The 13,057-nt window shown below is 59.3% G+C and carries 14 protein-coding genes and 2 pseudogenes; 11 read left to right on the top strand and 5 right to left on the bottom strand.

The genetic code is table 11. From position 1 onward, the window contains the following. The first annotated feature begins 152 nt into the window (after window positions 1–152). Window positions 153–446, top strand: a complete 294-nt coding sequence (locus AC0QTX_RS26110) for a hypothetical protein (protein ID WP_474606708.1) — start codon at window positions 153–155, stop codon at window positions 444–446. Between the two features lie 191 nt (window positions 447–637). On the opposite strand, the gene AC0QTX_RS26105 is transcribed toward AC0QTX_RS26110, so the two are convergent. The 4 genes from AC0QTX_RS26105 to AC0QTX_RS26090 form a co-directional block, all read right to left on the bottom strand. Then, window positions 638–1,699, bottom strand: coding sequence for an NAD/NADP octopine/nopaline dehydrogenase family protein (locus AC0QTX_RS26105; RefSeq protein ID WP_474606707.1), 1,062 nt, complete (start codon window positions 1,697–1,699; stop codon window positions 638–640). A 96-nt stretch (window positions 1,700–1,795) separates the two neighbouring features. Beyond that, a complete protein-coding gene (locus tag AC0QTX_RS26100) occupies window positions 1,796–2,377 on the bottom strand; it encodes a peroxidase-related enzyme (RefSeq protein WP_474606711.1) in 582 nt (193 codons plus the stop codon). After that, window positions 2,374–2,871: a CMD domain protein gene (locus tag AC0QTX_RS26095; protein WP_474606706.1), complete on the bottom strand. Its 498-nt coding sequence runs from the start codon at window positions 2,869–2,871 to the stop codon at window positions 2,374–2,376. Before AC0QTX_RS26095 ends, AC0QTX_RS26100 begins: the two co-directional genes overlap by 4 nt. 25 nt (window positions 2,872–2,896) lie before the next feature. Next, window positions 2,897–4,033 carry a PLP-dependent cysteine synthase family protein gene (locus AC0QTX_RS26090; RefSeq protein WP_474606710.1) on the bottom strand — a complete coding sequence of 379 codons (1,137 nt, stop codon included), beginning with the start codon at window positions 4,031–4,033 and terminating at the stop codon, window positions 2,897–2,899. Window positions 4,034–4,253: 220 nt separating this feature from the next. On the opposite strand from AC0QTX_RS26090, the gene AC0QTX_RS26085 reads away from it, so the two are divergent. The 10 genes and pseudogenes from AC0QTX_RS26085 to speE all read left to right on the top strand — a co-directional run. Further along, window positions 4,254–5,288, top strand: a complete 1,035-nt coding sequence (locus tag AC0QTX_RS26085; protein ID WP_474606705.1) for a LysR family transcriptional regulator — start codon at window positions 4,254–4,256, stop codon at window positions 5,286–5,288. 2 nt (window positions 5,289–5,290) lie between these two features. Continuing rightward, window positions 5,291–6,760 carry an NAD(P)-binding domain-containing protein gene (locus tag AC0QTX_RS26080; protein ID WP_474606709.1) on the top strand — a complete coding sequence of 490 codons (1,470 nt, stop codon included), beginning with the start codon at window positions 5,291–5,293 and terminating at the stop codon, window positions 6,758–6,760. Between the two features lie 263 nt (window positions 6,761–7,023). Further along, entirely contained in the window at window positions 7,024–7,989 is a 966-nt protein-coding gene (locus tag AC0QTX_RS26075; protein ID WP_474606704.1) for a tripartite tricarboxylate transporter substrate binding protein, read from the top strand. After that, complete coding sequence (locus AC0QTX_RS26070) at window positions 7,980–8,453, top strand: tripartite tricarboxylate transporter TctB family protein (RefSeq protein ID WP_474606703.1); 474 nt, start codon at window positions 7,980–7,982, stop codon at window positions 8,451–8,453. Before AC0QTX_RS26075 ends, AC0QTX_RS26070 begins: the two co-directional genes overlap by 10 nt. Next, complete coding sequence (locus AC0QTX_RS26065) at window positions 8,450–9,949, top strand: tripartite tricarboxylate transporter permease (RefSeq protein ID WP_474606702.1); 1,500 nt, start codon at window positions 8,450–8,452, stop codon at window positions 9,947–9,949. Before AC0QTX_RS26070 ends, AC0QTX_RS26065 begins: the two co-directional genes overlap by 4 nt. Window positions 9,950–10,235: 286 nt before the next feature. Next, the gene (locus tag AC0QTX_RS26060) at window positions 10,236–10,673 is read left to right on the top strand and encodes a PTS sugar transporter subunit IIA (protein ID WP_474606701.1); all 438 of its coding nucleotides are present in this window, start codon (window positions 10,236–10,238) and stop codon (window positions 10,671–10,673) included. 196 nt (window positions 10,674–10,869) lie between these two features. Then, entirely contained in the window at window positions 10,870–11,196 is a 327-nt protein-coding gene (locus AC0QTX_RS26055; RefSeq protein ID WP_474606700.1) for a hypothetical protein, read from the top strand. A 36-nt stretch (window positions 11,197–11,232) separates the two neighbouring features. Continuing rightward, window positions 11,233–11,661, top strand: a complete 429-nt coding sequence (gene rnk / locus AC0QTX_RS26050) for a nucleoside diphosphate kinase regulator (protein WP_474606699.1) — start codon at window positions 11,233–11,235, stop codon at window positions 11,659–11,661. 244 nt (window positions 11,662–11,905) lie between these two features. Next, a complete protein-coding gene (gene speD / locus AC0QTX_RS26045) occupies window positions 11,906–12,250 on the top strand; it encodes an adenosylmethionine decarboxylase (RefSeq protein ID WP_474606698.1) in 345 nt (114 codons plus the stop codon). Then, window positions 12,247–12,897: pseudogene (speE, locus tag AC0QTX_RS26040) on the top strand (polyamine aminopropyltransferase); the annotation flags it as partial. The gene speD and the pseudogene speE, both read left to right, overlap by 4 nt. Window positions 12,898–12,981: 84 nt before the next feature. Here speE and AC0QTX_RS26035 read toward each other — a convergent pair. Further along, window positions 12,982–13,057, bottom strand: a pseudogene (locus AC0QTX_RS26035) (IS6 family transposase); the annotation flags it as partial.

Below are 13,057 nucleotides of genomic sequence, written 5' to 3'. Positions count from 1 at the left end.
TCACTCATCTTGAAGAGCACGGCATCCATGATCGTGGATTATGGAGGCTCCAAGAGCTTGTTGCCGGAAAGATCGACGAGAACGGAGGGTGCCGCTCAACTGACAAATTGTAGGATAGCAGCGGTTTCAGAAGGACGGCACTGGTAGAGCCGATGGCAGACGAGCGTAGACGAAGGCTGGACACCCCATCCGCCCAGCGGCACACTCTACCAAAGAACGGCACCGAGGGTCCCATGGATCGGCAGGGGCACAGGGTGGAGCGACGGCTCGCGGCGATCTTCGCGGCTGACGTGGCAGGCTACTCGCGGCTCATGGAGCAGGACGAGGTCGGGACACTCCGCACTTTGAACGCTCATCGCCAGATCATGGACCGCCTCATAGGCGAGTATACCGGACGGATCGCCAATACGGCTGGCGACAGTGTCTTGGCGGCTCTGTTGCATTAACCTTTCAAATCACAGGATGTAGTAGCTGTCGATGAGGACAAATGCGCTACAGATCGTGTCTCCCAAAGTTAATGCAACAGAGCCCATGGAAGACAGTCTCCACCAGCCAGAAGACTTCGCTGTGCCGCCGCCGCATATGCATGTCGATCACGCCAAGGATTGCCTTCGACGCCAGCTCCGCTGCATTGAAGTCAGCCGCTTCGATGTGACAATGCCCTTGCAACAATTGACTCCCAGGGCAAAACCTTAAGAAGTTCGTTCTCACTCGGGAAGTCGCGCCCATACAATGCACAGAAGAGTTGACTTCCTGCTTGGTGGAGCGGCAGTGGAATGTCTAGCCTAGCCGCCAGCTCAATGAGTGGCACAATGCCGAAGGGAATGTCTTCGGTGACAAATCTGGTATCCAAGGTAGTCGGGCCTGGTGGACCTTGGCGCTGCTTATGGACCATTGCCGCCATCTCCGCGATCGAGTGGCCCTCCTCGAATCCAAACGTTAGGCGGTAATGTTCCTGAACCGTGCGAACCGTCACCCCATATGCCTTGGCTAAATCGAGTCGTTCCTGGTCAAGGGCTTCAATCAGTCGTGCGACGGATGGTGTGATGCCATCGTAGTTTGCCCAATATTCGCCTTTCTCAATCCGTGTGAAGTTGCAAAGGGCGCTCGCCATATGGATTGGTGGATTGAGGTTGCCGAGAGCGATGGCAAGTATATCTGGGACGAGTCGGAAGCGATTCCCGAACAATGTGCGGCATAGATCAAAGCATCTTGCCCCAGCTGCTCCGGGGAGTGCTGCAACATCAAGCATCTGCCGAATACCACCGATAACGATATTGGACGGTCCAGTCCGTCGGCTCATCAGTACCGTTGTAGCCCAAGCCATGACGTCCGACTCGATGCCTTGAGCCGCAAGGCTGTGTTTCAGATAGACGCCGCTCAGAGATAATTGTGCACTGACGATAAAGGACTGCCCCTCGCGAGCGAACGGTACAACAGCATCAATGACCGCCCGGTGCCCATATCCAGGTACGGCAATGATCACAACCTCGGCCTCTGAGACCACTTCTCGAGCTGAACGTGCCACCTGAATATGAAAGCTGCCTTCAAGGGCTCCAGACGCCGTGATTTCCTGCCCGATGAGAGAGCGGGCACTTTCGCCGGATGGGGACCAAACAACAGGCTGATGGCCGCTCTTCATGAGAAAGGCGGCGTAGCCAAGCGCGATGCCGCCGCATCCAACAATTCCGATTTTCATCACTAAAAACCCTGAGTTCTATGACGTCTATCCTCACACCAGTTGGGCTGCATTGCCAGCAAGTGTCGCGGTGGGATGCGCCTCTTCTTTGGAAACTTAGCTCGCTGCCTTCACGGGTTCCCCCAATGTGTGCATCAGGCGGTTCGCCCAGCCGAAGATGGCGGTGGAGAGCACGAGATCGACGATCTCCAGATCCGAAAGTCCAATATCGCGCAACTTTGCTACATCGTCCTTGGTGATGGTCGGCGGTGTTCGCGAGAGCTTGACAGCAAAATCAAAGATTGCCTGTTCGTGCTTCTCCAGCTTCGCATCCGCCCCATTCTGGAAGATGCGCTCGACAACATCGGCTTGTTTTGTCAGCTGATTGTAGCGGCTCCCATGGACGGCGGCGCAGTAAACGCAACGATTAACGACAGATGCACCGACAGCACCAAGCTCACGCTCCGCACGCGATAGGCCGTCATTGCCGTACATGATGGCGTTGAAGAGAGGCGACCGTTGGGCAAGGGATTCCGGATCATGCGCCAGCACAAGAACGTAATCCGACACGCTCTTGTTCGAGGGTGTCACCTTCATGGCGTCAAGCTGCTCGGGCGTCGCCTCCGAGAGTTTTACAGGAGTGATGTAGGGCGACCAGCGCGGAAGTTCAGTCGTGAACTCATGAACCGTTTCCATCAGAGCATGTCCTTTAGTATCTTAAGACCAGCGATCACGCGGACCTGGTAATTCACAAAAGCAGCCAGTTCCGACAGGCGCACGATGTCCGGTTCGCTGATGCCTACGTCTTTCAAGGCGGTGATGTCAGTACGTGCCGCCTTGCTGGGCTCGCGGGTGAGCAGATCCATATGCCGGACGAGGGCGTTAAGCCGATTGCCGTAATTAGCGACTTCTCCCGGCAATATAGGCTCGTTCAGCTTTGGGTCGGCACAGGCCTCCCGCAGCTTGCCCATGTAGTGCTCAGCCAAGGTCTCGTCAGCGTTCTGGCGTGCCATGCGAGTTGCGAGAGCAGCGCGCTCGGCGTGGCTCAATCCGCCAGGCTCTCGGGGACGAATGATGGCGTCATAGCTAGCTTGGCTCAGATCCATGATATCCATACGAGCGAGAAGGGTCTCGGCGAGGGGCGAACCAAGCCGCACACCTGCAAGCTCTTCTATGATATTGACGTCGCTCATCTTGGTCCTTTCTACGGGCGCACCTTTAAGGGCCAGCGAGTGACGCGTCTTCGACGTGGCAGTCGAAAGTGCCACCAGCCAGGAAGCGGTCGATGACTGCTTCATAAGGGACCGGGTTAATTCCGGCCTCTCGAAGCCAGTCTTCCGAGTAATACGTGCCGCGGTAACGTTCTCCCGAGTCACAGATCAGAGTGACAAGCGAGCCGGTCTCACCTGCGGCTCTCATTCGTGCGGCGGCCCAGCAGAAACCGAAGAAGTTGGTTCCTGTCGATCCACCGACGCGCCGGCCGAGAAGGCGCGAGAGCACGCGCATGGCGGCAATCGAGGCTGCATCGGGCACCTTGAGCATCCGATCGACGACACCGGGCACGAATGAAGGTTCAACGCGGGGGCGACCAACGCCTTCGATGCGGCTTGGATGATCACAAGTGGTGCAACCGCGGCGTTCCTTGTAGCCATCGAAGAAGGCCGAGTGCTCAACATCGGCGACAAGAAGCTTGGTTTGGAAGCGCTTGTAACGGATATACCGACCAATCGTGGCCGTTGTCCCTCCTGTCCCTGCGCTCATGATGATCCAGGACGGCACCTGATGCTCTTCGAGCTGCATCTGCTCGAAGATCGATTCCGCAATGTTGTTGTTGCCACGCCAATCCGTTGCTCTTTCGGCATAGGTGAACTGGTCGAGGTAGTGGCCGCCCAGGCGCACGGCCAAGGCGCTTGCTTCCTCGTAAAGGAAACGGCCATCCTCAACAAAGTGACATTGCCCGCCATAAAGCTTGATGGCGGCAATCTTCTCGCTCGACGTGCTTCGCGGCATGACAGCGTAGAACGGCAGCCCGATCATGCGAGCGAAATAAGCCTCCGAAACGGCCGTCGATCCCGACGAGGCTTCAACGATCGGTGTATCCGACCGGATCTGTCCGTTGCAAAGGGCATACAGGAACAAGGAGCGTGCCAGACGGTGTTTCAGGCTTCCCGTTGGATGGGTGGACTCATCCTTCAGGTATAGATTGATCTCACCGAGAGCAGGAACCTCAATCTTGTGAAGATGTGTGTCGGCCGATCGTTTTTGATCGGCCTCAATGCGGGCAATAGCCATCTCCACCCATGAGCCATTAGCGCTGCTATTGCGTGCTGCCCTATGACCATCAAGCTTAAGCATTGAGTGGGTGTTCTGAAGCATGGTTTCCATGAGCTTTGAAGTCCGATTGGGGCAGTTCGCAAGGTGGAGAAGGAGTTATGCATCATACGCGAACTGTATCAGTGTTCTCATATAATGCAGATAAATAATAATGTGTTCTGGTCATTATGATGTCCTCATAAGCACAAAGATGCATATTTTTATACTTGATTAGCATGGTTCCTAGGCTAAGATACAGAATATGGATATAGAAAGCTTAGACCTGAGACAGTTGGATGCCTTTGCGGCTGTTATTTCGGCTGGGAGCATTACTGGCGCAGCCCGTCTGCTGGGACGGTCGCAGCCGGCCGTAACGCGATTGATCCAGGATCTTGAAGCCAATCTCGGGTTTGAGCTTTTGTACCGCAACGGGCCACGGATCACGCCCACCGAACAGGGTCTCCTCTTCCATGATGAGGTTGAGCGGCTTCTCGTCGGCATCAAGCATATCGCTGATCGCGCCCAAGCAATTGCGAAGCGTCAGGTTCAGACGATCGAGATTGCCGCCATTCCGGCTCTCGCAGCCGGGATTGTTCCCCAGGCTCTCACCCGGGTCGACCAGGGGCTCGTCCCCCATCAGCTTCATCTGCGATCCTCCGCAGCTGAGCATGTCGTGCAAGCGGTATTGGCCCGGACAGCGGATCTCGGCGTTGCCAGCTTGCCCATCGAGCATCCTGGTATCGAGGTACACTGGATCGCCGAAGCGCCCTGCGTGGCGGTCCTTCCCGAAGATGATCCCTTAGCCCGCTCCGACGTAATCGACATGAAGGCTCTTGCCTCACGAACCCTCGTGACAATGGCCAATCCGTATCGCCTCCGGCGTCGGATCGACGAGGCTTTAGCTCAGGCTGGGGTGAGGCCGGAGCGGATTATCGATACGAATGCATCCTTTACCGCTCTTGGTGCGGCTCGTGCGGGGCTTGGCATCGCGCTGGTCGAGCCCGCGGCAGCCTATGGCACACCAGTTCAAGGATTGGCCGTTCGTCCACTCGACGTCCACATTCCGTTTTTGTTCGGAGCGTTTACGCCCTTTGCAAAGCCGGTGTCACCCACCGTGCAGGCGCTCATCAGCGCACTCGAGCAGGTCGCGATGGAAACCTTGCCCGGTTGCCGCCACCACGACCCTTCGGGCCGCGACGGGCTCGCTCAGGCAATCTACGGTTCCGCTACCCTCTCGGATGAGCTGGGCCAGGCAACCGATGCCACACCCATCCACGCACAAGAGGACAATCTTTGATGATGAACCAGCATCCTCCTGGGGGCCTGGGCCTCAAGGCACTTGAGGCCCGGCTCAGGCAGGATCTGTCATGGCTGGAATTCCCCGCCAAGTCCTGGGTGCCGCGCCGACGCGTCGACGGCAGGGATGTTCAGGACGTCGTCATCGTTGGTGCCGGCATGTGCGGGCTCGTGGCCTCCGCCATGCTGAAGCGCTTCGGGGTTGATAACATCGTCGTGTACGATCGTGCCCCCGAAGGCCAGGAGGGACCTTGGATCACCTTTGCCCGCATGCAGACGCTCCGCTCGCCCAAGCAGCTGACGGGGCCGGCGATGGGCCTTCCTGCGCTCACCTTCAGGGCATATTTTGAGGCTCGCTTCGGAGCGGAGGCTTGGGAAGGGCTTGATAAGATCCCTAAGCATCAATGGATGGACTATCTTGTCTGGTATCGAAAGGTGCTGGACCTGCCGGTTCAGAATGACACGACGGTCACCGGTGTTCACGCACGGGCCGATGGTTTGCTGGATGTCGAGTTCGATCACAAAGGTTCGCGGGAGACGGTGCTGACCCGCCGTTTGGTTCTAGCGACTGGACGCGATGGGCTTGGTGGCTCCTATGTGCCGGAATTTGTCCACCGGATCGACCGACGTTTCTGGGCCCACTCAGCAGACGACATCGATTTTGAGGCACTTCGAGGCAAACGCGTCGGTGTGGTCGGCGCGGGCGCGTCCGCGATGGATAATGCTGCAACAGCGTTGGAGCAGGGGGCGGCACGCCTGGATCTCTTCATCCGCCGCACCGACATTCCACGTATCAACAAGTTCACGGGCATCGGCAGCCAGGGCGTGGTGCACGGGTTCGCGGGCCTTCCCGACGAGTGGAAATGGAAGTTTCTCGACTACACTTTATCAGCGCAGACGCCGCCGCCACGTGACAGCACGCTGCGTGTGTCGCGGCATGAGAATGCCTTTTTCCACCTTGGCAGTCCGGTCACGAACCTCAGAGAAGAGGGCGATCACGTCGTCGCGACAACGCCCAAATCCAAATACCATGTCGACTTCATGATCTTCGCTACCGGCTTCCGGGTGGATCTCTCGCTGCGGCCGGAGCTAAAGGAATTTATCCCGCATATCCGCTTCTGGGGGGATAGATTCAGCCCGCCTGAGGGATTGTGCAATGCGGAGTTGGAAACCTCCCCGGATCTCGGTGAAGCGTTCGAATTTCTTGAGAAGCAACCCGGCGAATGTCCCGTGCTGAAGCACATTCACTGCTTCAATTTTCCGGCTACCCTGAGCCACGGTAAGTTGAGCGGAGATATCCCAGCGGTCAGCGAGGGGGCTGATCGACTCGCGCGGGGGATCGTCCGCACGATGTTCGTGGAGGACAAGGAGGTTCATTTCGCCAATCTTCAAGCCTTCTCGACCGCTGAAATTCTCGGTGACGAGTGGGTTGATGCCGATCACGCGGCCGACGGTTCGGGCAAGGCCGCATAGAAGCGTCTCACGGTTCATCCCGGAATGAGCCCATCGCTCAGAAAAGGACGCGAAGAGGGTCAAGATGGGACACAAGCTTTACAGGGGCAGAAAGTGGAGCTCTCAGTCCCATCCGAGACAAGGTTGAGACCAGGACTTACGCCCGCTGCCTACGGGCCAAGAACAACAACAATCGTCGATCAGTAACCTAGCTGCAGCTCGCGGTGCTAGCGCGTCACCCCGTCGTGAATGATGGGGAAGTCATACAAAATGGAGAGGGATACATGAGGAAGCTTGTTCAACTAGGAGCCTGCCTTGCGATCACCCTGGGTGCTATCTCATCGGCATCGAGCGCTGAATACCCGGCAAAGCCGATCGAAATGATTGTTGCGTTCGCTCCAGGCGGCGGAACGGATGTCGCCGCGCGCTCAATTGCGCGGTTCATGGAAAAGCATCTTGGTTCAAACGCCCGTATCGCGGTCATCAACAAGCCGGGAGCCGGCGGTGAGATCGGCTGGACTGCTGTCGCGACCGGACAGCCCGACGGCTATACGATCGGCTTTATCAACGCGCCGGCCATCAATGCGCTCGTCGTCGAGAACAAGGCGAAGTTCAAGATGGACGACTTTCAACCCATTGCGAACCTCGTCTACGATCCTGGGATTCTCGTCGTAAACAAAAATAGCCCCTACAAAACCCTGAAGGAGTTGATCGACGCTGCAAAGAAGGCCCCGAATTCGGTCGTGATCGGCACATCAGGAGCTGCCGGTTCGTCGGAACACATTGCCATTCTGAACCTGAACCGTCTGGCCGACGTCAAGTTCAATCCAGCCTTTTTTGGAGGCACGGCGCCAGTGCGGCAGGCGATCCTCGGCAACCATATTCCGAGTGCAACGATGAACCTGAGCGAGGCGCTTCAGCTGGTGCGTGAGGGTGAAATCCGCATCCTCGGCATCATGGATGCCGAGCGCTCGTCCTACATGAAAGACGCGCCGACCTTCCGTGAACAGGGCATCGACCTGGTTGCCGGCGCGACACGCGGCATCGCTGCACCCAAGGGCGTGCCTGCTGATATCGTGGCCAAACTGGAGGACGCTGTCGACAAGGCTCTCAACGATCCGGAGTACCTGGAAGCGGCCAAGAAGGCCGAGATCCCGCTCAATTTTCTGAAGGCCAATGAGTACAAGGCGCTTCTGGACAAGATGACTACCGACCTCGAGGCCACATGGAAAGTGACGCCATGGCGGTAAAATCCGCTCTGACTCGGCGTCAGGCCGAGATCACCTTTGCGGCGGCGCTGATAGCCGCCGCATCGGCCATCTTCATCGAAGCAGGAAAATTTCCGTCAGACAGTGCTGGATATCCACGCACTCTCGCGGTTCTGCTCGGGATCGGGGCTCTGCTGGTCATCTTTCGCGAGGTGATAAGGCCGAGAGAGAGCGGAGGGCAGCCATTTTTCGATCATCCGATCCGCTTCATCGTCGGGTCTGGCTTCCTCCTGGCCTATTTCGTAATGATCGACTTCTTCGGCTATCTCCTGCCGAGTGTGGCCTTCGCAATCGGTCTCCCATTCGTGCTGGGATATCGAGAGTGGCGTCTCCTCGTACCGGTCGTGCTCGGCACCCTGGCAATGATCCTTCTTATTTTCCGGGTTATTCTGGAGCGTCCTCTTCCCCCTGATCTTTTGAACTTCTTTCTCGAGGCTCTGCCATGATCGAGGCTCTTGTCAGTGCTCTCCCGCATGTCCTCGCTCCAGCAAACCTGTTCGCGGTGCTGCTCGGGACCGTCGCCGGTCTGGTTGTCGGTGCATTGCCTGGCCTGACTGTGACGACAGGGATCGCGATCCTTATTCCATTGACGTTTGGTCTCGACCCTTTGTTTGCTCTGGGCATGATGGCAGGCATGTACAATGGAGGAAGCTATGGTGGAGCGATTCCAGCAATTCTGATGAGAGTGCCAGGAACGCCCGCATCTGTTGCAACCATCCTCGATGGCTACGAGATGACGAAGCGGGGGCAGGCGGCTTATGCCTTGCAGGTTGCCGTGGTCTCTGGCGTTATCGGCAGTGTGCTATCCGCCATATCGCTCATCTTGTTCGCCCCGCCTCTCGTGAAACTCAGTCTGCTGTTCGGCCCGGCAGAATTTTTCTGGGTCGCCGTTCTGGGATTGGCCACGGTCTCCTCACTGCTGGGAGAGGATCTGATCAAAGGCCTGATTGCTGCATTGATCGGATTAGCCATCGGTACGATCGGGCAGGACATCTCCACTGGTGTGGAGCGCTTTACCTTCGACCTTCTTCCCCTCGCAGATGGTCTCGACATCGTGGTCCTGCTGACCGGCTTGTTCGCCATTCCCCCTGTGATGCAGATGATCGAGGAAGCCCTGAAGGTTGGTATGTCAGGGGACCTGCTCAAGCTGCGGCGGCAGGGTTCCGTGCTGTCGAAGTGGCGCGAATTCATGCCCATCTGGCTTCGCAGTTCAGTAATCGGGATCGTGATCGGCATTCTGCCCGGAGCCGGCGGAAGCATGTCCTGCTTCCTGGCCTATAATGATGCGAAGCGGATCTCGAAAAACCCTGAAAGCTTCGGCAAGGGCAACCCTGAAGGCGTCGCCGCATCGGAGGCCGGAAATGGTGCCGACAATGCCGCCTCATTGATCCCGGCGCTGACGTTGGGCATTCCGGGGTCCGGCGTTGCGGCGGTCATCTTGGGCGGACTGCTGGTTCACGGCCTGCGGCCGGGACCTCAACTCTTCCGCGATCATCCTGATGTGATCTACGGTTTCATGCTGCAGATGCTACTCTCTGCGTTCCTGCTGGCCCTTGTTGGGGGACTGGCGGCAACACGGATCTTCGGGCAAGCCTTGCGCCTGCCAAGGATCATGCTGGCGCCGATCATCATGCTGTTCGTTGCGGTGGGTGTGTACGCCGTCAACAACTCCATGTTCGACCTCTATATGCTGCTCGGCATCGGCCTTGTTGCCTATGTCCTGGAGAAGCTCGACTATCCGAGCGCCCCGATCGTGCTCGGCGTCATCCTTGGGCCGCTTGCAGAGAGCCAGCTCCGCCTCGCGCTAACGATCTCAGGAGGGAACGCTGTTGCGATTGCATCGTCACCAATATCGATGATCCTGATTGCATTGACGCTGTTTGTCTTAGTTGCACCTCTCTGGCGCGCTTGGCAGGACAGCCGCAAGGCCGCAACTGCTTGATGGAAAGAAGGCCCGCAGAGGAGCGTGTTGCAGCCGCCCTACTCCTCATCATCGGCACGCTCTACCTTGGCGGAAGCGCCGCCGCGCTCCGGTGGTGTCAGGAGCGGATTTCACTTCAGGCGGCGGCGTGAGCAATATGGAACGGTCTTGGCTCAGTGCGATGAATACACCTACTCACATGCAGCCCATGCTGTTCCGGAAGGGGCTTCTCCAAACGGGCACGTGAGCCCGCGACGGCGCACCTGCGCTGTCCGGGTTGAACGTCCATGCCCTGCTCCCTGGAACTGTGAGGCGGCCCGAACAAGGCCGGCATCGATATGGCTTCCAAACCCACGGGGAGTCCTCGTGTTTCGGAATCGGGCGCGGCGCGGCAGTTCCGCACGCCCTCATTCGTGGGCTTGAGCAGCCTATCGGCGCCTTCGCACATTTCAAGCCCGCGCAGGACTTTGGTGCTGCCGACGAAATCCCTGCTGATCTCATGTTCCTTCTGCTGAGCCCGGAAGGGGACGATCCCACGCGCCTGCGGGCCTTCGCCTGCGTCGCACGCCGGTTGCGCGACCGCGAGGTCGCCGCACGTGTCCGGTCCGCCAAGGATGCGGAGGCCATACACGTCGTGCTGACGAGCGATGCCTGGCGCGAGCCCGAGACAGGGCATTCCGCCACACGGCCCGCTGGCGATTTGACAAACTGGGCAATGTGGGCGAGCATCGAGGCATCATGTTGAGCATTGCGCAATATCTTCGCGGCCTGCTTCGTGCAGGCAACCTCATCGCGGGCAAGTAGCCCCGAGCTCGACGTGCATCCGCACCCCGAGTTCGGGGAGCGCAAGATCCTTAAACCTTCGGACATCTTGTGAGGCCGGATGCTGGCGCATCCGGTGCCGCGGTATGCTTCAACACTTCTTCAAATACATGCTTCGCATGACGGAGCACGCAGCCGCTCATCCGGCGAACCGGCGACGCAGACTGCCGGCGGCCGAGGCGTATGCGGAGGTGAAGCTCATCGCGCCCGAGTTCCTGACGCAGACACTCAGACCGACGCCCACTTCGATCCTCATCCAGAGCAGAGGAGACCGTGCCATGCAGCAGTCCCCGGACGATCCGACATCAAAGCCTGGAAGCCAGGACACCCAGCAGCCTGACGGCAAAGTCGTCCGGTTCACGCCGCGCCGACGCCCGGAGCCGCAGCGAAGACCCGAGCCGACGATGCCGGATGAGGACGACGACCCCGGGCCGAGCGCGGCCTGACCTTTTCGTCACCCACAGCAGAACAGGAGACCTGACATGACACGAAAAGCCACCGGCGGCGCCAAGCCCCGTATCACCCTGACGGCCAATGACCACGAGAAGCTCACGGTACTCGCCAATGCCGCCGCGCATACCATGCCCGAGATCGCGGCCGAACTCGCCGAGGAACTCGACCGCGCGCATGTGCTTCCTAAGGGGCGCCATGCCGTCGACGCCGTCTGCATGGGCTGCGAGGTCGACTTTCGCGACGACGTGAGCGGCCGGGTGCAGACGGTGACCCTTGTCTACCCGAACCAAGCCGACATCTCGAAGGGGCGCATTTCGGTGCTCACGCCCATCGGCACGGCCATGATCGGCCTTCCCGTCGGCAAGTCGATTGATTGGACCACGCGCACCGGGGAGACGAAGCGCCTGACGGTGCTGCAGGTGCGCGAGCCTGCCGCCGCGGAGCTCCAATCCGCGTAACCGCGCATGCCCCGTGCGCACCAGACGAACACGACGCCACGCGGCCTTCGTCAGCCGCGCGGCCCACCCTTGCATCGCAACTGGCAGAAGCCCTGCCAACGGAGAATTGGATGGCCGGAACCAAGCGTCTCAGCGTGATTGCCGCCCCCGTCATGCTGATCGGACAACACCTCCTGCAACCCTTCCCCCAAGCCACGAACCGGCCAACGACGGCCGCCTCGACCACTTCATCAGGCGCGACGGCATGCTGTTTGCCGGAACGCACCTGATCGTCGACCTCTGGCATGCGACCAACCTGGACGACATGCCGGTGGTCGAGCAGGCCCTGCGGGATGCCGCAGCCCGTGCGGGCGCAACGTTGCTCAACATCGATCTGCACCACTTCACGCCGAATGGCGGCATCTCCGGCGTGGCGGTCCTGGCTGAGAGCCACATCTCGATCCACACCTGGCCTGAGATCTCGTACGCGGCGGTCGACGTCTTCATGTGCGGCGCCGCGCAACCGCACAAGGCCATTGAGGTCCTGAAGGGGGCGTTCCTCCCAGGCATGGTGACGCTCGCCGAGCACAAGCGGGGAGTGATCCTATGACGTGGTTTCTGGAGAATCTCTACAAACACTACGCCCAGGCGCTCCGCATCGAGAAAGTACTTTACCATTGGCGGACCGAGTTCCAGGACGTGCTGATCTTCGAGAACGCAATCTTTGGCAAGGTGCTGGTGCTCGACGGGATCGTGCAACTGACGGAGCGCGACAACCACATCTACCATGAGATGATCGCCCATGTTCCTCTGATGGCGCATGGTGCCGCGCGGGATGTGCTCATCATCGGCGGCGGCGACGGTGGCACCCTGAAGGAGGTCCTGAAGCATCCTGTCGGGCGTGCCACGCTGGTCGAGCTCGACGGCGAGGTGATCGATCTGTCGCGGCGTTACCTGCCCAAGGTGTCCGGTGGAGCCTTCGCCGATCCGTGCGCGAACGTGCTGGTCATGGACGGTACGCGCTACATCGAGGACACCAGGGAAAAGTTCGATGTCATCATCATCGACTCGACGGACCCGATAGGACCAGGGGAGCCGCTCTTCACGCCAGCCTTCTACCGGGCCTGCCGAACCCGCCTCCGTCCCGGCGGGATGATCGCGGTCCAGAGCGGTGCGCCTTTCTTCCAGCCGAAGGAACTGGAGACGGTGTGCGGACGCCTTTCCGCGTCCTTTGCCGGGGTGCGGCCATATCTTGCACCTGTCCCGACCTATGCCGGCGGCATGCTCGCGCTCGTAGCCGCAGGTGAGTCCCGCGATGCGCTGCGGCCCCCGTGCAAGGTGCCCTTTGTGCGAGCGGTGCTCGACTTGTGGTATGACCTGACCTCGGGCGGCCGCGTAGGAGCCGAGCTTGTCGGTG

This window comes from Microvirga sp. jy35 (genome assembly GCF_056148915.1).
Note: the sequence above shows the minus strand (reverse complement) of the source record. Positions and strands in the feature narration are given on the sequence as shown.